The sequence below is a fragment of the Georgenia sp. Z1344 genome (assembly GCF_049856295.1).
GTDB lineage: Bacteria > Actinomycetota > Actinomycetes > Actinomycetales > Actinomycetaceae > JB111.
This window is the reverse complement of the sequence record NZ_JBNDMZ010000001.1, coordinates 161,113-180,383: the sequence shown is the minus strand read 5'-3', so window position 1 is coordinate 180,383 and position 19,271 is coordinate 161,113. Positions and strand designations below refer to the sequence as shown.

At 73.9% G+C, this 19,271-nt stretch carries 16 protein-coding genes and 1 pseudogene; 3 read left to right on the top strand and 14 right to left on the bottom strand.

All coding sequences use genetic code 11. The features are described 5' to 3' along the window. Positions 1 to 69: 69 nt before the first annotated feature. From ACPYO6_RS00870 to ACPYO6_RS00850, 5 genes are all read right to left on the bottom strand, one after another. Entirely contained in the window at positions 70 to 1,800 is a 1,731-nt protein-coding gene (locus ACPYO6_RS00870; RefSeq protein ID WP_425712992.1) for an insulinase family protein, read from the bottom strand. Between the two features lie 306 nt (positions 1,801 to 2,106). Next, positions 2,107 to 4,458: a polyribonucleotide nucleotidyltransferase gene (locus ACPYO6_RS00865; protein ID WP_425712991.1), complete on the bottom strand. Its 2,352-nt coding sequence runs from the start codon at positions 4,456 to 4,458 to the stop codon at positions 2,107 to 2,109. A gap of 210 nt (positions 4,459 to 4,668) precedes the next feature. Continuing rightward, positions 4,669 to 4,938, bottom strand: a complete 270-nt coding sequence (gene rpsO / locus ACPYO6_RS00860) for a 30S ribosomal protein S15 (RefSeq protein ID WP_425712990.1) — start codon at positions 4,936 to 4,938, stop codon at positions 4,669 to 4,671. A 208-nt stretch (positions 4,939 to 5,146) separates the two neighbouring features. Then, a complete protein-coding gene (locus ACPYO6_RS00855; RefSeq protein ID WP_425712989.1) occupies positions 5,147 to 5,785 on the bottom strand; it encodes a response regulator in 639 nt (212 codons plus the stop codon). Continuing rightward, positions 5,782 to 7,119, bottom strand: coding sequence for a sensor histidine kinase (locus ACPYO6_RS00850; RefSeq protein WP_425712988.1), 1,338 nt, complete (start codon positions 7,117 to 7,119; stop codon positions 5,782 to 5,784). The genes ACPYO6_RS00855 and ACPYO6_RS00850 overlap by 4 nt, the downstream gene beginning before the upstream one ends. Before the next feature lie 180 nt (positions 7,120 to 7,299). On the opposite strand from ACPYO6_RS00850, the gene ACPYO6_RS00845 reads away from it, so the two are divergent. Both ACPYO6_RS00845 and ACPYO6_RS00840 read left to right on the top strand, forming a co-directional pair. Further along, on the top strand, positions 7,300 to 8,433 hold the full coding sequence (locus tag ACPYO6_RS00845; RefSeq protein ID WP_425712987.1) for an FtsX-like permease family protein: 1,134 nt from the start codon (positions 7,300 to 7,302) through the stop codon (positions 8,431 to 8,433). Between the two features lie 136 nt (positions 8,434 to 8,569). Next, positions 8,570 to 9,367 carry an ABC transporter ATP-binding protein gene (locus ACPYO6_RS00840; RefSeq protein WP_425713189.1) on the top strand — a complete coding sequence of 266 codons (798 nt, stop codon included), beginning with the start codon at positions 8,570 to 8,572 and terminating at the stop codon, positions 9,365 to 9,367. A gap of 155 nt (positions 9,368 to 9,522) precedes the next feature. Here ACPYO6_RS00840 and ACPYO6_RS00835 read toward each other — a convergent pair whose 3' ends face one another. The 5 genes from ACPYO6_RS00835 to ACPYO6_RS00815 are packed head-to-tail and all read right to left on the bottom strand — an operon-like array spanning position 9,523 to position 13,802. Beyond that, on the bottom strand, positions 9,523 to 10,533 hold the full coding sequence (locus ACPYO6_RS00835) for a bifunctional riboflavin kinase/FAD synthetase (protein WP_425712986.1): 1,011 nt from the start codon (positions 10,531 to 10,533) through the stop codon (positions 9,523 to 9,525). Positions 10,534 to 10,588: 55 nt separating this feature from the next. After that, complete coding sequence (locus ACPYO6_RS00830; protein WP_425712985.1) at positions 10,589 to 11,239, bottom strand: Sec-independent protein translocase subunit TatA/TatB; 651 nt, start codon at positions 11,237 to 11,239, stop codon at positions 10,589 to 10,591. Further along, a complete protein-coding gene (gene tatC / locus ACPYO6_RS00825; protein ID WP_425712984.1) occupies positions 11,236 to 12,231 on the bottom strand; it encodes a twin-arginine translocase subunit TatC in 996 nt (331 codons plus the stop codon). Before tatC ends, ACPYO6_RS00830 begins: the two co-directional genes overlap by 4 nt. Beyond that, entirely contained in the window at positions 12,228 to 12,626 is a 399-nt protein-coding gene (locus tag ACPYO6_RS00820; RefSeq protein ID WP_425712983.1) for a Sec-independent protein translocase subunit TatA/TatB, read from the bottom strand. Before ACPYO6_RS00820 ends, tatC begins: the two co-directional genes overlap by 4 nt. Positions 12,627 to 12,683: 57 nt before the next feature. Further along, positions 12,684 to 13,802 carry a 3,4-dioxygenase subunit beta gene (locus ACPYO6_RS00815; RefSeq protein WP_425712982.1) on the bottom strand — a complete coding sequence of 373 codons (1,119 nt, stop codon included), beginning with the start codon at positions 13,800 to 13,802 and terminating at the stop codon, positions 12,684 to 12,686. A 360-nt stretch (positions 13,803 to 14,162) separates the two neighbouring features. Here ACPYO6_RS00815 and ACPYO6_RS00810 point away from each other — a divergent pair, with 360 nt between their 5' ends. After that, positions 14,163 to 15,197, top strand: coding sequence for an inositol monophosphatase family protein (locus tag ACPYO6_RS00810; RefSeq protein ID WP_425712981.1), 1,035 nt, complete (start codon positions 14,163 to 14,165; stop codon positions 15,195 to 15,197). Positions 15,198 to 15,259: 62 nt separating this feature from the next. Here the strand turns inward: ACPYO6_RS00810 and ACPYO6_RS00805 are convergent, their stop codons facing one another. The 4 genes and pseudogenes from ACPYO6_RS00805 to rbfA form a co-directional block, all read right to left on the bottom strand. Continuing rightward, on the bottom strand, positions 15,260 to 16,891 hold the full coding sequence (locus tag ACPYO6_RS00805; protein ID WP_425712980.1) for an HNH endonuclease: 1,632 nt from the start codon (positions 16,889 to 16,891) through the stop codon (positions 15,260 to 15,262). A gap of 326 nt (positions 16,892 to 17,217) precedes the next feature. Then, entirely contained in the window at positions 17,218 to 17,709 is a 492-nt protein-coding gene (locus ACPYO6_RS00800) for a hypothetical protein (protein ID WP_425713188.1), read from the bottom strand. Further along, positions 17,695 to 18,414: pseudogene (gene truB, locus ACPYO6_RS00795) on the bottom strand (tRNA pseudouridine(55) synthase TruB); the annotation flags it as partial. The pseudogene truB and the gene ACPYO6_RS00800, both read right to left, overlap by 15 nt. A 7-nt stretch (positions 18,415 to 18,421) precedes the next feature. Beyond that, a complete protein-coding gene (gene rbfA, locus ACPYO6_RS00790; protein ID WP_425712979.1) occupies positions 18,422 to 19,183 on the bottom strand; it encodes a 30S ribosome-binding factor RbfA in 762 nt (253 codons plus the stop codon). Between the last annotated feature and the right edge of the window lie 88 nt (positions 19,184 to 19,271).

Genomic DNA, 19,271 nt, shown 5'->3' with positions numbered 1-19,271 from the left:
CCGGGGCGCCGCATCGTCGAGCCCCGCAGTCGACCCGTGCGGTCGACCCGCGCGGCCCCCGGGTCCGCCCTACCCGAGCAGGCCGTCCGCGGCGTCCGGGGCCACCGGTCCGACCACGGTGGCGGCGCGGTCGCCGGCGGCGATGAACGCGCACATGTCCGCCACCTCCTGCGCGGTCACGGCGTCGATGAGCTCGATCGTCGCGTCGACGCTCGTCAGCTCGCCACGGACGATCTCGGCGGAACCGAGGCGCGACATCCGCGCCCCGTTGTCCTCGAGCCCGAGCACGAGGCCGCCCCGCAGCTGCCCCTTGGCGCGGGCCAGCTCGGCCGCGGTCGGCCCGTCGCCCGCGAGGTCCGCGAGGGTGCCGGCGAGCAGGGTCGCGACCTCCGGCACCGCGTCGGGCGCGCAGCCCGCGTACAGCCCCGCATACCCGGCCTCGGCGTAGGAGGTGGACCAGGCGTAGGTGCTGTAGGCGAGTCCCCGGCGCTCCCGGACCTCCTGGAACAGCCGCGAGCTCATGCCGCCGCCGAGGATGGTCGTGGCCAGGGCAAGGGCCCAGCGTCGCGGGTCGCCGGCCCGCAGCGCGGGGGCCCCGATGACGACGTGCGCCTGCTCGGTGGCGCGCACGACGGTGACGGCGCGGCTCACGGCGGCGCTCCCGGGCTCGGCCTCGGTCCCGGCCGCCGATCCCGCCCCGGCCGCCGATCCCGCCCCGGTCACGGCACCGGCACCCGTCCCGGCGTCGGCCACCCCGGGCCGCCCGCGCATCGGGTCGTGCGCGCTCCGGCGGGGGGCCGGAGCGGCCGCGGGGTCGAGCTCCCAGCCGCCGCGCTCGAGCAGGTCGGTCAGCCGCTCGCACAGCTCGTCGTGGTCGAGCGAACCGGCGGCGGTCAGGACGAGCTCGTCGGGGCGGTAGTACGAGCGGTAGTGCTCGGCGACGACGTCGCGCGGCAGCGCGCGCACCGACTCGGGCGTGCCGCCGACGGGCCGACCGAGCGGGTGCGTCCCGAGGACCGCGGTGGCGAAGCGCTCGTGCGCGACGTCCTGGGCGTCGTCCTCCGCCGCGGCGAGCTCGTCGAGGATGACGCCCCGCTCGTTCTCCAACTCGGCCGGGTCGAGGGTGGCGGAGGTGATCATGTCGGTGATGACGTCGAGCGCGAGCGGGGCGTCCGTGTCGAGCACCCGCGCGTGGTAGCAGGTCGACTCCTGGCCGGTCGCCGCGTTGGACTCCCCACCGACGGCATCGAACGCCTCGGCGATGTCGAACGCGCTGCGTCGCTCCGTTCCCTTGAACAGCAGGTGCTCGAGGACGTGGGTGGAGCCGAAGTGCCCGCCGGTCTCGTCGCGGGCGCCGACGGCGATCCACGCCCCGAGCGCCACCGACCGCTGGCCCGGGACCTGCTCGGTGAGCACCCGCACGCCGCCGGGCAGGACCGAGCGGCGGGCGAGCGTGCCACCGGCCTCCCAGGTCAGCTCGGTGCCGGGCGAGCCGGCGGGGGCGACGACGAGGGGCCGCGCCCCGGACTCCGCCGTGGACGGTCCGGCACCCCGTCGTCCGCCTCGGGCGTCACCGGCTCGGCCGTCGCTCCCCCGCGAGCCCGACGAACGAGGGCCCCGGCCGTGGTCGGACCGGGTGTCGGTGGGACGAGAGTTGGCGGGACCAGAGTCGGTCGGGCGGGAGCCGCGACCGGAGCGGTCGGCCGTCGGTCCGCCGTCGTTCGGTCGGGCGTCGGAAGTTCGGGCGTCGGAGCCGGCACGCGGGGCGTGGCCGGCGGAGATGCGAGGGTCGCTGGGCATCGATCAATCCTAGGTCGGCGGCCGCGGAACGGGGCCCCGGCCCACCCGCGAGCCGGGTCGGTCCGTGCACCGGGTGTCGCCGTCGTGCCGGGTTCCGACTTTCCCGCCGCCGCTCCCTGACATCTGGTCCCCGGCACGACGACGGGGGCCGGGCCCCGTAGGGCCCGACCCCCGGTCGGTACTCACGTCGTGCTCACTCGTCGAGCGGATATCCGCTCACTCGCCAGGCATCGCCCGGCTCGTGGCGAACACTCCACTCCCCGCACTCGTGAGGAACGCTCCCCTCCTTCGTGCGGGGCAGTCCCCTCACTCGTCGGAGGAGTCGTTCTCCGAGCTGCGGGTCCGCGTGCGCGGGCGACGCTCGCGCGGCGCGCGCTCACGACGGGCCGGCTTCTCGGCGTCGTCCTGGGCACCGCCGTCGGAGTCGGACGAGGCGGAGGCGCCGTCGCCGGCCTGACCACCCTCGTCACCCTCGACCACGGCGTGCAGCGAGAGCTTGCCGCGCGGGTCGATCTCGGCGAGCTCGACCTGCACCTTGGCCCCGACCTGCAGGACCTCCTCGACGGAGTCGATGCGGCGGCCGCCGACGAGGCGCTTGACCTGCGAGATGTGCAGCAGGCCGTCCTTGCCGGGGGTCAGCGAGACGAACGCGCCGAACGACGTGGTCTTGACGACCGTGCCGACGAACCGCTCGCCGATCTCCGGCATCTGCGGGTTGGCGATCGAGTTGATGGCCTGGCGCGCCGCCTCGGCGGACGGGCCGTCGACCGCACCGATGAATACGGTGCCGTCGTCCTCGATCGAGATGTCCGCGCCGGTGTCCTCCTGGATCTGGTTGATCATCTTGCCCTTGGGGCCGATGACCTCGCCGATCTTGTCGACCGGGACCTGGACGGTGATGATGCGCGGCGCCGTCGGGGCCATCTCGTCCGGGGCGTCGATGGCCTCGTTCATCACGTCGAGGATGTAGAGGCGGGCGTCGCGGGCCTGGGTCAGCGCGCCGGTGAGCACGGAGGCCGGGAGGCCGTCGAGCTTCGTGTCGAGCTGGATGGCGGTGACGAGCTCGCGCGTGCCGGCGACCTTGAAGTCCATGTCGCCGTAGGCGTCCTCGGCGCCGAGGATGTCGGTCAGGGCCGCGAAGCGGGTCTCGCCGTCGACCTCGTCGGACATCAGGCCCATGGCGATGCCGGCGACCGGGGCGCGCAGCGGCACACCGGCGTTGAGCATGGCGAGGGTCGAGGCGCAGACCGAGCCCATCGACGTCGAGCCGTTGGACCCGAGGGCCTCGGAGACCTGACGGATCGCGTAGGGGAACTCGGTGCGGTTCGGCAGCACCGGCACGAGCGCGCGCTCGGCGAGGGCGCCGTGCCCGATCTCGCGACGCTTCGGCGACCCCACGCGTCCGGTCTCACCGGTCGAGTAGGGCGGGAAGTTGTAGTGGTGCAAGTAGCGCTTCTTGGTGACGGGCGACAGCGAGTCGATCTGCTGCTCCATCTTGAGCATGTTGAGCGTGGTGACCCCGAGGATCTGGGTCTCGCCGCGCTCGAACAGCGCCGAGCCGTGGACGCGGGGCAGGACCTCGACCTCGGCGGACAGGGTGCGGATGTCCTTGAGCCCGCGGCCGTCCATGCGGACGCCCTCGGTGAGCACGCGCGCACGCACGGCCTGCTTCGTGACGGACCGGTACGCGGCGGAGAGCTCCTTCTCGCGGCCCTCGAACTGCTCGCCGAGCGCCTCGAGCATCGTGTGGCGGATCTCTTCCTGGCGCGACTCGCGGTCGGCCTTGCCGGGGATCTGGATCGCCTGCGCGACGTCCTCGCGGACGTGGGCCTCGACGGCGGTGAAGGCGTCGTCGGCGTAGTCCGGGAAGAGCGGGAAGTCGCCGGTCGGCTTCGACGTGGTGGCGGCGAGCTCGGACTGGGCGTCGCACAGCGCGCCGATGAAGGTCTTCGCGGCCTCGAGGCCCTGCGAGACGACCTCCTCGGTCGGCTTCGTGGCGCCGGCGGCGACGAGGTCGAACACGTTGTCCGATGCCTCGGCCTCGACCATCATGACGGCGATGTCGGCGCCGTCCTTGGTCTCCACGCGACGGCCGGCGACGACCATCGAGAAGACGGCGCGCTCGAGCTCGGAGTAGCGCGGGAACGCGACCCACGTGTCCTCCACCAGCGCGATGCGCACGGAGCCGATCGGGCCGGAGAAGGGCAGGCCGGCGATCTGGGTCGACATCGACGCGGCGTTCATCGCCACGACGTCGTAGGCGTCGTCCGGGTGGACGGCGAAGACGGTGCCGACGACCTGGATCTCGTTGCGCAGGCCCTTGACGAACGAGGGGCGCAGCGGGCGGTCGATGAGGCGGCAGGCGAGGATCGCGTCGGTCGACGGGCGGCCCTCGCGGCGGAAGAACGCGCCGGGGATCTTGCCGGCGGCGTACTGGCGCTCCTCGATGTCGACGGTGAGCGGGAAGAAGTCGAAGTGGTCCTTGGGGTGCTTGCTCGCCGTCGTGGCGGACAGCACCATCGTCTCCTCGTCGAGGTAGGCGACGGCGGAGCCGGCGGCCTGGCGCGCGAGACGGCCGGTCTCGAAGCGGACGGTGCGCGTACCGAAGCGGCCGTTGTCGATGACGGCCTCGGCCGCGGTGATCTCGGGTCCCTCCATGGGGGCCTCCTTTGTCGGTCGTGCCGCGCCGACCTCCGACGGTCATCGATCGAGGCCCACGGACGGCGCTCGTGCGCTTCCGGAGGCCACTACCGAGGACCGGACGAACGGCCTGGTGCGGCGGTGTGCTGCGGTGGATTCAGTTGTCTCGCAGATCGGGTGGGTCGCAGATCGGCCCCGGTCCCCGTGAGGGGCCCGGGGCCGGTGACGTCAGCGGCGCAGGCCGATACGCGCGATGAGCGCGCGGTAGCGCTCGATGTCCTCCTCGGCGAGGTACGCGAGCAGACGCTTGCGCTGGCCGATGAGGAGCATGAGCCCACGACGCGAGTGGTGGTCGTGCTTGTGGCCCTTGAAGTGCTCGGTGAGGTCCTTGATCCGGCGCGAGAGCATCGCGACCTGGACCTCGGGGGAACCGGTGTCGCCCTCATGGGTCGCGTACTCGGCGATGATCTGCTGCTTGACGTCCTTCGAGAGGGCCATGTGTCTCCAGTTCGGTTCGTTGCACGGAGCTCCGGGGCATGTTCTCCCGGGCATGACGCGTCCGTGGCCGGCTTGACGGCAACGACCATCCTAGCAAGGAGGCCGCGCACAGCCGGGCCGGTCGGCGTGAGCCCGGCCACCAGCAGTCACTCCCGCAGCAGCCCCGGACCACCGGCGGCCGGGCCCGTCGGGCCCGCCGCACCATGTCTCACCCCCGCAGCAGCCCGCGCTCCCGGGCCCGCGCGACGGCCGCCGTCCGGCTCTCCACCCCGAGCTTGGCGTACACGTGCGCGAGGTGGGACTTCACGGTGGCGCGCGAGAGGAACAGCGCGGCGGCGATCTGGTCGTTCGACTCCCCCCGCGCGAGCCGGTCGACCACCTCGAGCTCGCGGGGCGTGAGCGCGGTGCCCGGCGAACGCATCCGGCCGACCAGCCGGTCCTGCACGGACGGGTCGAGGGCGGTGCGGCCCTGCGCGGCGGCGCGCACACCGGCCACGAGCTGCTCGGTCGGCGCGTCCTTGAGCAGATAGCCGACGGCACCCGCGTCGAGCGCGGCGAGGATGTCGGCCTCCGTGTCGTAGGTCGTCACCACGAGCACGGGCGGGCCGCCGGACGCGACCACCCGGCGCGTGACGGCGGCGCCGTCGGGCCGTCCCGCCCCGAGCTGAAGATCCATGAGCACGACGTCGACGCTCCGCCCGGCGGCCAGCACCTCGTCGAGCGCGTCCCCGTCCGGCACGTCGGCGAGGACGTCGAGGTCCGGTTCGGCCTCGAGGACCGCGCGCAGGCCGGCGCGCACGACCGGATGGTCGTCGACGAGGACGATCCGGACCACCTGGTCGGTCACAGCGGCACCGCCGCCCCGATCGCGGTGCCGGAACCGGGCGCCGACTCCACGGTGAGCGACCCGCCGACGGCGCGCAACCGGTCCGCCATCCCGGCGAGGCCCGTCCCCCGGCCGTCGGCGTCCTCGTGGTCGTGGTCGTGGTCGTGATTGTGGTCGACGGAGTCTGCCTTGGTGTCGGCGTCGGGCACCCGGCCGAGTTCCCCGGCGTCGAACGCGCGAGGCGGATCTGCGGCCCTGAGCACGCGCGTGGGGTCGAACCCGGAGCCGTCGTCGACCACGTCGAGCGCGACGGAGTCGCCGAGGTAGGTGAGCGTGACGTGCGCCCGAGTCGCCTCCGCGTGCTCGACGGCGTTGGCGAGCGCCTGCTGGGCCACGCGCCACAGGGCCTGCTCGACCACCCCCGGCAGGGGCCGCTCGTCGCCGGTGACGGTGACGTCGACCCGGACCCCGCTGCCGCGCGAGGTCTGCTCACCGAGGCGCGTGACGGCGTCGTGCAGGCCGGTGTCCACGAGCGGGGACGGGAGGTCACGGACGAAGGCGCGGGCCTCGGCGAGGTTGTCGCGGGCGGCGGTCCGGGCGGTGTCGACGAGATCGGTGGCCCGGTTGGTGTCTCCGGCGGCGAGCGCGCCGTCGGCGGCGCGCAGGACGAGCTCGATCGAGGCCAGGCCCTGGGCGAGGCTGTCATGGATCTCGCGCGCCAGGCGCTGCCGCTCGGCGGTCACCGCGGCGGCACGCTCGCGCTCGGCGAGCACCTGCCGGGCGGCCACGAGGTCCTCGAGGAGCTCGCGACGCTGCTCGGCCTCCGCGAGGACCGCCCGGACGCCGAGGACCACGCCGACGCACACCGCGGCGCCGAGCACCGGCCCGAGCACGCCGCCGACCCCGGACCCATGGCGTAGAACGCCGATGGTCACGGTGACCACCGTGGTGAGCGCGACCGCGACGATGCCGGCCGCGGCGGGCAGGACGTGCAGCTGGAGGAGGAAGACGGGGAACGCGAGCCAGATGCCCTCGACGCTCAGCACGCCCGCGGCGATCGCGAGCGCGGTGAGGACGCCCACCCAGGCGAGCTGGGCCCACGGCCGGGGCGTCCGCGGTGGCCGATCGGTCCCGGCGGCGCGGTGGTTCTCTGTGGCTTGGGCGTGCCCACCGACGGTGACGACCGGGCCCAGCGCGAGCCGACCCACGACGTGGACGAGGGCGAACGCGATGCCGAGGGGCGCGGCGCCCTCGCCCCGCCACACGACGAGCGCGGCGAGCATGAGCGCGAGCAGGTCGAGCCCAACCTGCATGGTGCGCGCGGCTCGCCGTCCGGGTGCGGGCGTGGCGGTCACCGGCCCACAGTACGGAGCGGGCGTGCCGTCCGGATCGGCCAAAGGGTGGAGGTCGGCGTGCACCTCGCGGCACCCGGAAGCGTCCACCACGGCCGATGTGGGACCGGGGCGGTCGGCGCGAGCCTGGGGTCCTCACCGACCCGGTGCCCCGCGCACCGCCCCACCATCCAAGGAGTCCCCGTGTTCGTCGCCTGGCGCGACCTTCGATTCGCCTCGGGACGCTTCGCCCTCATGACGGGCGTCGTCGTCCTCATCACCTTCCTCGTCACCTTCCTGTCCGCGCTCACCTCCGGGCTCGCCCGCGAGTCGACGTCCGCGATCGCCGACCTGCCGGCCGACCACCTCGCGTTCGGCTCCGGCGAGGAGCCGAGCTTCACGTCCTCGCAGGTCGACGCCGCGCAGCGGGAGGCGTTCGCCGGCGCGGACGGCGTCGAGGCGGTCGACCCCCTCGGGGTCGCCACCACGCGGTCGGCGGTCGGCGGCACCACCGCGAGCGTCACGGTCCTCGGTGCCGAGCCCGGTGCGTCGGTCCTGCCCGAGGGTGTCGACCTCGCCGACGGCTCGACCTGGCTCTCGGGCGGCGCGGCCGAGGAGCTCGACGCCGCAGCCGGCGACACCCTCGCCGTCGCGGGCCAGGAGCTCGTCGTGGCCGGGGTGGCGGACGTGGACGCAAGCTTCTCCCACACGCCGGTCGTGTGGACGACGCTCGCGGACTGGCAGGCCGTCGGCTCGCCGTCGCGCGGAGGCGACGGCGGTGCGGACGGCGGCGACGGCGGTGCGGGCGGCGGGACCGGCGGTCCCGCCGCCGGCCGAGACGTCGCCACCGTCCTCGCCCTGACGACCTCGGGCGCCGACCTCGCGGCCCTCGACGCCGAGGCCGGGACCATGACGGTCTCGCGCGGCGACTCGCTCCAGGCCATCGGCTCGTACTCCTCGGAGAACGGCTCGCTGATGATGATGCAGGGCTTCCTCTACGCGATCTCGGCCCTCGTCGTCGGTTCGTTCTTCACCGTGTGGACGATCAGCCGGTCCGACGACGTCGCGGTCCTCAAGGCCCTCGGCGCCTCGACGGGCTACCTCATGCGCGACGCCCTCGGTCAGGCCACCGTCGTCCTGCTCGCCGGGACCGTCCTCGGCTCCGGCCTCGCCACGGCGACGGCGTGGGCGATCTCCGGGGTCATGCCGGTCGCCGTCGGATGGACGACCACCGTGCTGCCCGTCGCGATCCTCGTCGGCCTCGGCCTGCTCGGCGCCGGGCTCGCGCTGCGCCGCCTCGCGTCCGTCGATCCCCACGCGGCACTCAGCGCCTCCTGACGACCGAGTCTCCGCCACACGCGATCTCGCCCGCCGCCTCACTCCCCACCCGCCGCCCGACTCCCCGTCCGCCGCGCTGACGGCGTCGACGACCGACCTTCCGCCACCCACCAGAAGGGTTCCCGCCGTGACCACCATGCCCACTCGGCCCACCACGCCAGCCGTCGACTCCGCCTCCAACTCCAGCGCCGCCCGCAGCGCCGCCCCCGACCCAAGCCGAGCCTCGGCCTCCGCCGCCGGCCTCACGCTCGAGCACGTCACGCTCACCTACCCCGACGGGGGCGGCCGGCTCACCGCAGTCGACGACGTCTCGCTCTCGGTCCCCGCCGGCACGACGACGGCGCTGCTCGGCCCGTCTGGCTCCGGCAAGTCCAGCCTCCTCGCCGTCGCCGCGACCCTCACGCTCCCCGACGCCGGTCTCGTCCGGATCGGCGACCGCGTCGTCACGGGTGGTGGCCGGTCGCTTGGCGAGCGCGAGCGCGCCGAGCTGCGCCGGACGAGCATCGGCATCGTCTTCCAGCAGCCGCGACTCCTGCCGAGCCTCACCGCGATCGAGCAGCTCACCGTCCGGACGCACATGCGCGGCGGCGACATGACGGCGGCGCGGGAGCGGGCCGCCCGGATGCTCACGCGCGTCGGCCTCGGCAGCGAGCTGGGTCGACGGCCGCACCAGCTCTCCGGCGGCCAGCGTCAGCGGGTCAACATCGCCCGGGCGCTCGTCGGGGATCCCGCCGTCCTCCTCGTCGACGAGCCGACCTCGGCCCTCGACCACGAGCGGGGCACGCAGATCGTCGACCTCGTCACCGAGCTCACGCGCGCGGCCGGCGCCGCGACGCTGCTCGTCAGCCACGACGAGTCCACCCTCGGGGGCGTCGACGCCGTCGCACGCATCGCCGACGGTCGCCTCCTCGAGCCGGCTCTCGCGGCAGCCTGACGACCCGACGGCGAACCGCCGCGAGCAGCGGTCCGGCGTCGGCGTGGGGACCGGGCGACGAGGCAGCGGAGGATCGTCGCCGGCCGTTCGTCGTCGTCGGCCCGTCGTCCCACCTCTCCCCCACGTCGCGAGCCGTGCGCCGTCGGACCCGCGACTCAGGTCGCGGTGACCGAGCCCGGCGCGAGGTCCGGCGGGACCGGGACTCCGAGGATGCCGGCCGCGTCCTCGACGTCGGCGCGCATCTGCACGAGCAGCGGCTCGATGCCGTCGAACGCGACCATCGGCCGCAGGTGCGCGACGAACTCGACGACGACCTCCTCGTCGTACAGGTCGAGGTCGGTGCGGCCGAGGACGTGGGCCTCGACGGTGCGCTCGGTGCCGTCGAACGTGGGGTTGGTGCCCACCGAGATGGCGGCGGGCAGGCGGGTCGCCCCGGCGTCGGCCGCGCCCGGGGACTCGAACGGCCCCGGGAGCAGCCAGCCTGCGTACACGCCGTCGGCGGGCACCACACCGAGGTCGTCGGGGGCGAGGTTCGCCGTCGGGTAGCCGAGCTCCCGACCACGGCGGAATCCCCGCACGACGACGCCGCGGAGGCGATGGGGCCGACCGAGGATGCGGGCGGCCTGGTGGACGTCGCCCTCGGCGAGCGACTGGCGGATCCAGGTCGAGGACCAGCGGCGGCCCGTGAGGTCGCACGCGACCTCGGCCACGAGCACGAGGCCCATGCCCAGGCGGTCGCTCAGCTCGCGCAGCACCTCGGCGTCGCCGGCGTTGTCCTTGCCGAACCGGACGTCCTCGCCCACCACGAGGCACGCGACGTCGAGGTCGCGCCTGAGGTACTCGGTGACGAACTCCTCGGGGCCGGCCGACGCGAAGTCGAGGTCGTAGTGCTGGACGAGGACGCCGTCGAGGCCGAGCGCCGAGAGGCGTGCGATCCGGTCGGCGGCGTTGGCCACGAGGACGAGGTCGTCCTCCGGCCGGTGCACCTGGGCCGGGTGCGGGTCGAACGTCAGCGCGACGGCGGGCAGCCCGCGCCGCTCGGCCTCGGCGACCGTCGCAGCGAGCAACGCGCGGTGCCCCCGGTGGACGCCGTCGAAGACTCCGACGGTGAGGACGATCGGCCCCAGGTTCTCGGGGATCTCGTCCGTGCCGTGCCAGACCTGCACCGTCGGCCTCTCCGTGTGCGTGCCCCTGCCGGGGGCGACGCGTCGCGCCGCAGGGTCACTGTAGTTCTCCTGCGGGGGCGGCCCGTCGGGTGGTCGGTGCCGGGGCGGCGTCGGCGTGGGCGACGGAGTCGTCGCCGGGAGGCGCGTCGGCGGCGGGCACGCCGGCAGACCCGCCGGCCGAATCCTCGCGGCCTCCCCCCTCGGCATTCCCTGCCTCGGACCTCACCTCGACCGGCACGCGGATCCGACGCGGGTGGCCCGAGCTCCCGCCCGCGATCACCCAACGCCATGCGGGCTCGGCCGGCTCGGCGTGAACCGCGGGCTCAGCGGCCCCGGCGGGCTCGGCAGGCTCGGCGTGAACCGCGGGCTCAGCGGCCCCGGCGGGCTCGGCAGGCTCGGCAGGCCTAGCGGCCCCGGCGTGATGGGCGTGCTGGACAGGCTGGGCGGGTTCAGCCGGCTCCACGAGCGCGTCGCGCACCACGCGGCGCGGGTCGTAGCGCCGTGCGGCGTCGCGCCACTGGTCGACCGCGAGCGGCACGCCGAGCTCGTCCTCAGTCCGGGTGCGCGTCGCCTCGACGTAGGCGCGCACGCCCCGCACGATCTCGGCCAGCCGTGCGACATATCCCGGCAGTCGCGCCGGCCCGATGACGAAACTCGTCAGCGCCAGCACGACGACCAGCTTCTCCAGGCTGAGCCCGATGGTCATGATCCACCTCCCGAGATCGAGTGCTGTGCACGATCAGCGTCGTCCGCCGCGTCCGCACCGAGCACCCGGTCCGCAACGAGCACCCGGTCCGCACCGAGCACCCGGTCCGCAACGAGCACCCGGTCCGCAACGAGCACCCGGTCCGCACCGAGCACCCGGTCCGCAGCATCCACCCCGCCCGCAGCGGGCACCCCACTCGCGGCATGCACCTCGTTGGCGCCGGTGCCCCCGCCCTTGGCGAGCGCCCGCCGCGCGGCGATCCGGTCGTGCACGAGCGCGATCACGTACGCGGCCCCGAACAGCGCGGACATCGTCACTGCCACGAGCGCCATCGACAGCAGGTCGGCGGCGGGGGCGACGAGGGCGCTGAACACGACGATCACCACGACGACCACCCGCCACGTCCGCGCGAGGAGACGCGCCGGGAGGACGCCGAGCGCGTTGAGCACGACGACCGCCACGGGCAGGGTGAACGCGACACCGGTCGTCAGGACCACCTTGAGCACGAAGCTCACGTACCCGGAGGCATCGAGCAGGGTGAGGTCCTCCGTCGACGAGATCTCGACCAGCAGCTGCACCATGTGCGGGAAGAGCAGCAGGCCGGCGAGGCAGCCGGCGAGAAACAGCGGCAGGGCGCCCGCGAGCGAGGCGAGGACGAACCGACGCTCGCGCCTCGTGAGGCCCGGGAGCAGGAAGGCGAGCGCCTCGTAGATCCACACCGGCGCCGCCAGGACGAGGCCGGAGACGATGGCGAGCCGGACCGTCAGGTCGAACGCCCCGGTGAGGCTGGAGTGGTTGAGCGCGGTCACGTGCGACTCGGTGAGCTCGGCGAGCGGCGCCCGCATGAGGTCGAGCAGCGGGTCCGCCAGGACGAAGCCGCCGCACGTGCCGACCGCGAGCGCCACCACCGAGCGGAGCATCCGGTCGCGCGCCTCGCGGGCGTGCCCCGCGAGCGGCATCCGGTTCCCCGTCGCGGCGGGGGCTGCGGTCACGACGCGATCCGCCCAGTCCCGCCCGCGACCTCGGGGGACGGAGTCACGTTCTCGCGTGGCATACCCGCCGACGACGCCGGACCTGCGTCGTTCGCCGCGACCAGCACGGTCGGCGCGCGGGACATACCTGGGTCTCCGACGTCAGGCACTGCCGTGCCGTCGAACGCCGTGCCCGCCGCGGAGCCTGCGCGGGACGCACCGGGGTGTCCGACGTCGGGCAGGGCCGTCACGTTGCCCGTATCACCGGACGACTCGTCGGTCCCGGCCTCCTTCTTGAGGATGCGCACGGACTGGCCGACGCTGCGGGCGAGCGCCGGCAGCTTCGAGGCGCCGAACAGCAGGAGGATCGTGGCGAGGATGATGAGGGCGTGCCAGCCCGTGAGGTTGCGGAGCATGTCGGTCTCTCTTTCGGTGGGTCGAGCGGGAGGAAGAAGGTCGGGGGGCGTGCCGGTTCAGGACCCGTCGGTCGAGGTGTCACCGGGCGTGCCGCCGGGGCCGCCCTCGGGCGGGGTACCGCCACCGGGCGGAGTGCCGCCACCGGGCATGCCACCGCCAGGCATGTCACCGCCGCCCATGCCGCCGGTCGGCTCGGTGGTCGTGTCCACGCGGGCGACGATCGTCGCGATGAACCCGGTGTCGAGGTCGCCGGTGACCACGGGCATCTGGAGGTCCTCGGTGTCGTCGCCGAAGATGCCGTCCGTCGAGAGCGTGACCCCGGCGAGGTTCTGGCCCGAGCCCGAGTAGGCGTCGAGCGCGTAGATGTCGCCGAGGATCGCCTCCGGGATCGCGAGCTGCGACGTGGCGATCGCGTTCTCGGCGTCCGTGATCGAGTCGACGTCCGGGTAGACCTCGAAGTGGATGTGCGGCCAGCGACCGGCGTAGCAGCCCGGCACGATCGACGTGAAGGTCACGTCCCCCTTGGCGTCGGCCACCTGCACGCCGCGGAGCCAGGTGTCCTCCTCGACGCCGGAGGAGTACATCGAGTACTCGCCGAGGCCGTTGCAGTGCCAGGCGTACACGGCGGCGCCCTCGAACGGCGCGTCGTTGTTCGCCATGTCGGTGACGCGGATCGTGAAGGTGAGCGCGACGCCATCGACCGTGGTGGTCTCGCCGATGTTGGGTCGGATGTCCGAGCGGACGATGCCGGACTCCTCGAGGACGTCGGGGCCGTTGGAGCCGTCGCCGGGGTAGGGGCCGGCGGTCTCGTCGGGGATCTCGGCGGCGGGCAGGACCGTGCTCGTGGAGGAGGTGCCCGTGCCGGCGGAGGCGGTGCCCGTGCCGGCGGAGGCGGTGCGCGTGCCGGCGGAGGCGCTGTCGGTCGCGCTCTCGCCACCCACCGTGACGGAGTCGCCGGCGGTCGAGGAGTCCGAGCCCGATGGCGAGCACGCCGCCAGCAAGGTCGCCCCCGCGCCTGCCCCCACGAGGGCGAGGACGTTGCGGCGGCTGAGCAGGGTGCCGACGTCGAAGCCGACGCCCTGGTCGACGACCTCGTCGTCGGGGCGGACGAGGAGACGGCCCTCGTAGGCGGGGCCGTCGGGGGTGGTGGTCGGTTCGGGGGCTCCGGTGGCCATGGCGTTCTCCTTCTCGCAGCGGGCCCGTTGTGGGTCCCGGTGTGAGGCAGAGAGTGCATGGCCACTCTGGGAGGGATCCCGTGGTGCGCTGCCAGATCTCTGGGAGGTGGCCGATAGCTGCGTGGGAGTCGTCTGGGCGTTTCCTGGAAGCGATGTCGAGCGGCGAGTGGCGAGCGGCGAGCGGCGAGTGGCGAGCGGCGAGCGGCGAGTGCGAGTAGCGAGTGGCGAGTGGCGAGTGGCCAATGACGACGTGTGAGTGCGAGCGGCGATCGTGAACGTGGGTGTGAGCGTGAGCGTGACGGCAGTCGGCGTGCCCAGGAGCGCAGCGCGCCCCGCCGGGCCGGCCGCTAGCGTGAGGCCATGCGCGCCACCTCGCCCGGTCACGCCGACGCCCCAAAGTCCCTCGAGTCCCAGGAATCCCCCGTCGACGCCGCGGGGTCCGCCCCGTCACCCGCGGATCTGCTCGCCGCCGTCCGTGACGCGGCGGACCGGATCTGCGACTACCTCGTCGGCGTCACGGGCGCGGCGGCGGAGCGCGAGCTCAAGCGCGACGCCCACGACATCGTCACCGTCCACGACCGGCGCAGCGAGGAGATCGCCATCGAGGTGCTGCGCCGGCACGTGCCGGACGCTCGCGTGCTGGGCGAGGAGGGGGGCCTCAACGTTCCGGCAGGCATCTCGACGACGCACGACGGCGGCTCCGCGACCGACAGCTCCCCCACCCCTTCCCTCTACCCGACGCCGCCGGGCGTCGTGACGTTCGTCGTCGACCCGATCGACGGCACGTCGAACTTCGCGGCCGGGGTGCCCGTCTACTGCACGTCGATCGCGGCACAGGTGGGCGACGAGACGGTGGCCGCCGTCGTGCGCATGCCCGAGCTGGGGCTCGAGGTCTTCGCCGGCGACGACGGCTGCCACGTCCTCACCCATCCCCTCGACGGGAGCCCGACGACGGACGAGCACACCCGCGTGCCCGGCCCCGTCCAGCGGACCGACATCGAGTCCGTGCTGTCCACCGGGTACCCGGGCGTGCGGGACCTCGACCACCCGGCCACGCTCACGCACCTCGCCCAGCTCCTCACCACGGTCGGCGCGGTGCGCTCGCTCGGGGCCGGCGCCGCGGAGCTCGCCCTCGTCGCCGCCGGGCGCCTCGACGCGACGTTCGGCCTGCGCACGACGCCGTGGGACGTCTCCGCCGGCGCCCACCTCGTGCGGTCGGCCGGGGGCACGGTCGACCACCTCGTCATCGACGGCGATCCCGACGCGCCGGAGATCCACCGGCCCGGCTATCTCGCCACCGGCCCCGGGCGCGCACTGCCCGGCGTGAAGGCGATCCTCGACCTCGTCAGCGCCGAGCGGGTCGCCGTGGCGAGCACGACCGGGACGCACGGGTAGGCGCTCCCCCGCCACCCGGGTCGGGCGATGAGTCGTCGCACTCCGTCACGCACGCGGCCAACCTAGGGATCCAGTTCGCCCTGTGGTTCGCCGTCGGAGGGCGGTTCAACTCCCGCACGCTCGGCTTCGAGCGCCGCCTCCGAGAGCTCGTCGAAGCGGCGGACGCGCGCGGCCACCCGGTCCTTCAGCTGCTCGTGGCGTTCCTTGGTCATCAGCGGTGGTAGCGGTCTGAGCCGGTAGGGGAACGGCGATCTCGGGACCCGGTACCGGTGGCCGGTGGGAGTCCAGACGTCGAGCTGCTCACCGTCCATGGCCTGTCGCCACCCGGGGTTCTGCTTGGCGTAGTTGTGCGTGGCGCACAGGCCGGAGGCGTTGTCGGCGCGCGTCCTGCCGCCCTGGGCGTGCGGGTCGGCGTGGTCGACGTGCTCCGCGGGGGCGTCGCAGAACGGCTCGGTGCACGAGTCGTCCCGCAGGAGCACGAACTTGCGCAGCTGGCCGTCGAAGGTGCGCCTGCGCGACTCCATGCGGACGGCGCCGCCCGTCTCCGGGTCGGTCCACAGGCGCCGGAACCAGACGTTCCTCGCCTCCCGCACCTGGTCCCGCGCCACCGACGCGGACAGCGGACCCTGACCGGGCAGCCACGCGGGCTCGTCCGCGCCCGCCAGGGTCTTGTCCGTCAAGACGACCGTGAGATCGATGTCCCGCGGCTCGCTCGCGGACGCACCGGTGACGTGCTCGACGAGGAGGTCCGCCGCCACCTGGTTCGCGGTCCGCTCGCCGGACTCACCGGCGGTGACGATCGACGCCGCCTGCTCGGTGAGCGAGGCGTAGACCCGCACGGCCTCGGTCATGGGGAGGTAGGCCGACAGGTAGGCCATCGAGCCGTTGGCGGGCCGCACGCTGACGCGGCGGCTGGTCCGCTCACGGCGGTGCCGGAGCAGGGCGGCCTCGTCGTCGAGCTCCTGCGTCTTCTTCCGCGCATGGTCCCGGATCTGCTTGTCGCCCCAGTTCGGAAGGTCGTCCGCGAGTGCCAGGTCGACCCGCTGCCGATCCTCGACGGACAGGCCCACCGTCTCGCGGGCGAGGATCGTCGCGCGCCACTCGGAGACGAGACCCTGACGCATGAGCTCGAGGGTGCACGGCAGCTCGTCGACAAGCGTCTTCGCGAGCCCGAGGTGCTGGGAACCACGCCGCGCCGGCTCCTTACGGGCCAGCGCCACCTCGGCCGCCAGGCCCCTGCCGCGATCCTCGAAGGGCACCCCCCTCTCCTCCTCGGCCTCGGCCCGCATCCGCGCAAGGTCCGATGCCGCCATCGCCTGCCCCGCCGACGCCACCGCCTTGAGCCGCTCGAAGAGCTGGATGTGGTCGATCGCCTCCTGCTCGGAGGCACGCGTCATGCGCGTGAGTGCAGGCAGGAGCGCCCGCACGTCAGCGGCATCGATCGTGGGAGTGAGGACGGTTGCCACGTCCTGGGGCTCGTTCTCAGCCTCGACCAGGTGATCAACCAGAGGGTCGACCGAGGGCGTATCCAGGTGATCAACCAGGGGGTCGACCGGGGGCGCGTCGAGGTGCTCCACCCGGGACTTGCTCAGCTGCTCGACCAGAGGCTCGTCCTGGATCGCGACGTGGAGGTCCTCCAGCGGGTCGCTCGGGAAGGCGCCCACACCGCGCACGTCCGCCTCATCCAACGTCATCGTCGACACCTCCCCCACATGATCGTGGACCCACCGCGATGATCGCGGCCAGTCACCCATCGCTCGAACTTGTGTTCGATCAACGGCCACGTTACGGGGTACCACCGACAACGGCAAGGGCTCGAGGCACATCTGTGGATGGCCGTGACCTGGGCAAACATGTGGACTCGCGTGCATCAGCCGGTCGCTCGGTCCCGGTCGAGAATCGGCCGGCATCCCTCGTGCGTGCCGTATGAGCAGCTCGCGCGGAGTCACGCTCAGGCCCCGTCGGGCAAGCGACGAATCCCCGCGCACTCACCGCACGGCGAGGCCGCTCGATACCTCTATCAGGCCGGATCCAGCACGAGGACCGGACGGGCCTTCCGTCGCTCGTCGGAGAGGAGGGCCACGAGGTGCCCGGCGGGCGCGAAGGCGGCGACGACGCCGGAACCACCCGACCCACCCGCGTCCGTGTCCGCAGCGGCAACGCGGGACAACGCACCGGACGACGCCCCGCTCGACTCGCCATCCGACGCACCAGCCGCGCCGTCGTCCGTGAGACCGCTCGCCTCGATGCGCTGCCCGTACCGCACGGCCGTGGTCTCGGCGTCGGTGAGATCACGGACAGGGAAGAGACGGCGGGCGAGGAGCCCGGCCGGCAGCGTCTCGAGGACGCCGTCACCCGTCGTTGCGGACCGTGCCGTCCCTCCGGCGCCGACACCATCAGCCCCGACCCCGACAGTCCCGGCTTCGGCACCACCACCACCGCCGTCACCAGTCACCTCACCGGCGACGACCCCGGACTCGGCCGCCCGCGCCTCGCCGAGCGACTCTGCCATCTCCTCGAGCGTGCGCCCCTCGCCGACGTCGAAGGGCCCGACCGCCGTGCGCCGCAGCGCCGTCAGGTGCCCGCCGGTGCCGAGCGCCGCCCCGAGGTCGCGCGCGACCGCCCGCACGTAGGTGCCCGAGGAGCACCGGACACGCACGTCGACGTCGACGACCGCGGTCCCCTCGCCAGGTTCACCCGGGGGCACGACGCCGGAGCGCACCTTGCGCACGACGTCCAGCTCGTGGACGGTCACCTCGCGCGCCTCGAGCTCGACGTCCTCCCCGTCGCGGACCCGCGCGTAGGCGCGCTTCCCGTCGACCTTGATCGCCGAGACCGCCGACGGGACCTGGGCGATCACCCCGGTCAGCTTCGCAAGAGCGGCGGGCAGCCCTTCCCCCACGACGTCGGCACTGGCCCCCGGAGAGGCCGTCGCCTCTCCCTCGGCGTCGTCGGTGGTCGTCGCGACGCCGAGGCGGATCGTCGCCTCGTACGTCTTGTCCGCCCCGACCACATAGGTGAGCAGCCGCGTGGCGCGGCCGACGCCGAGGACGAGCAGGCCCGTCGCCATCGGGTCGAGGGTCCCGGCGTGCCCCACCTTGCGGGTGGCGGCCATGCGCCTCACCCGGGCGACGACGTCGTGGCTCGTCAGCCCCTGGGGCTTGTCGACGAGCAGGACGCCGTCCGCGGCCGTCGCGCTCCCGCGCGGGAACTGCACGCGGCCCTCAGTCGCGGCCGGTGCCGGGCGCGTCAGGGCTGCCGGGCGCGTCCGTGGCGTCGGGAGAGCCGGCACCGTCGGTCGAGCCGGCACCGTCGCCGGGCGCGGACTCCGCCGCGGCGTCGAAGGGGTGCGCGGCAGGGCCGTCGACGTCCGGGCTCCGGTAGACGTCCTCGTCGCCGTCGATCTCACCGACGACCTCGAGGTCCTCGCCCGAGCGCGCAGGAGCGGCGGGGGTGTCGTCGTCGTGCGCGTTGTCGTCCTCGCCAACACCGGCCGAGACGTCGTCCCGCCCGTCACCGATCGCCTCGTCGTCGAGCTCGTCGTCGTCGGACTCCTCGCGGGACGCCTTGTACGGGTCGGCTTCCCCGGCGTACGTGGCGCCGGCGGCTGCAGCGGCGATCTGCTCGTCGCGCAGCTTGACCTCGGCCAGGCGGTCGGCGAGATCCTGGGCGGTGGCCGGCAGGGCGTCGAGGACGAACTCGAGCGTGGGCGTGAGGCGCACGCCCGTCTGCTTGCCGACCTCGGAGCGGATGATGCCCGTCGCGGACCGCAGCGCCGCCGCGGTGCCGGCCCGGTCCTCGTCGGAGCCGTAGACGGTGTAGAAGACGGTGGCGTGCTGGAGGTCACCCGTCACCCGGACGTCGGTGACCGTGACGAACCCGAGGCGCGGGTCCTTGATCCGCGTGTCGAGCATGCGGGCGACGATCTGCTGGATGCGCTCGGCGAGCCGGCGCGCGCGGCCGGAGTCGGCCATGGGGACCTCCACGGGTCGATGGTTGTGCTGCTACCGCGGGGTGGGGGACCAAAACACCACCTCCTGGGCTGGCCCCCCCCCGTAAAGAGCGTCTACGACG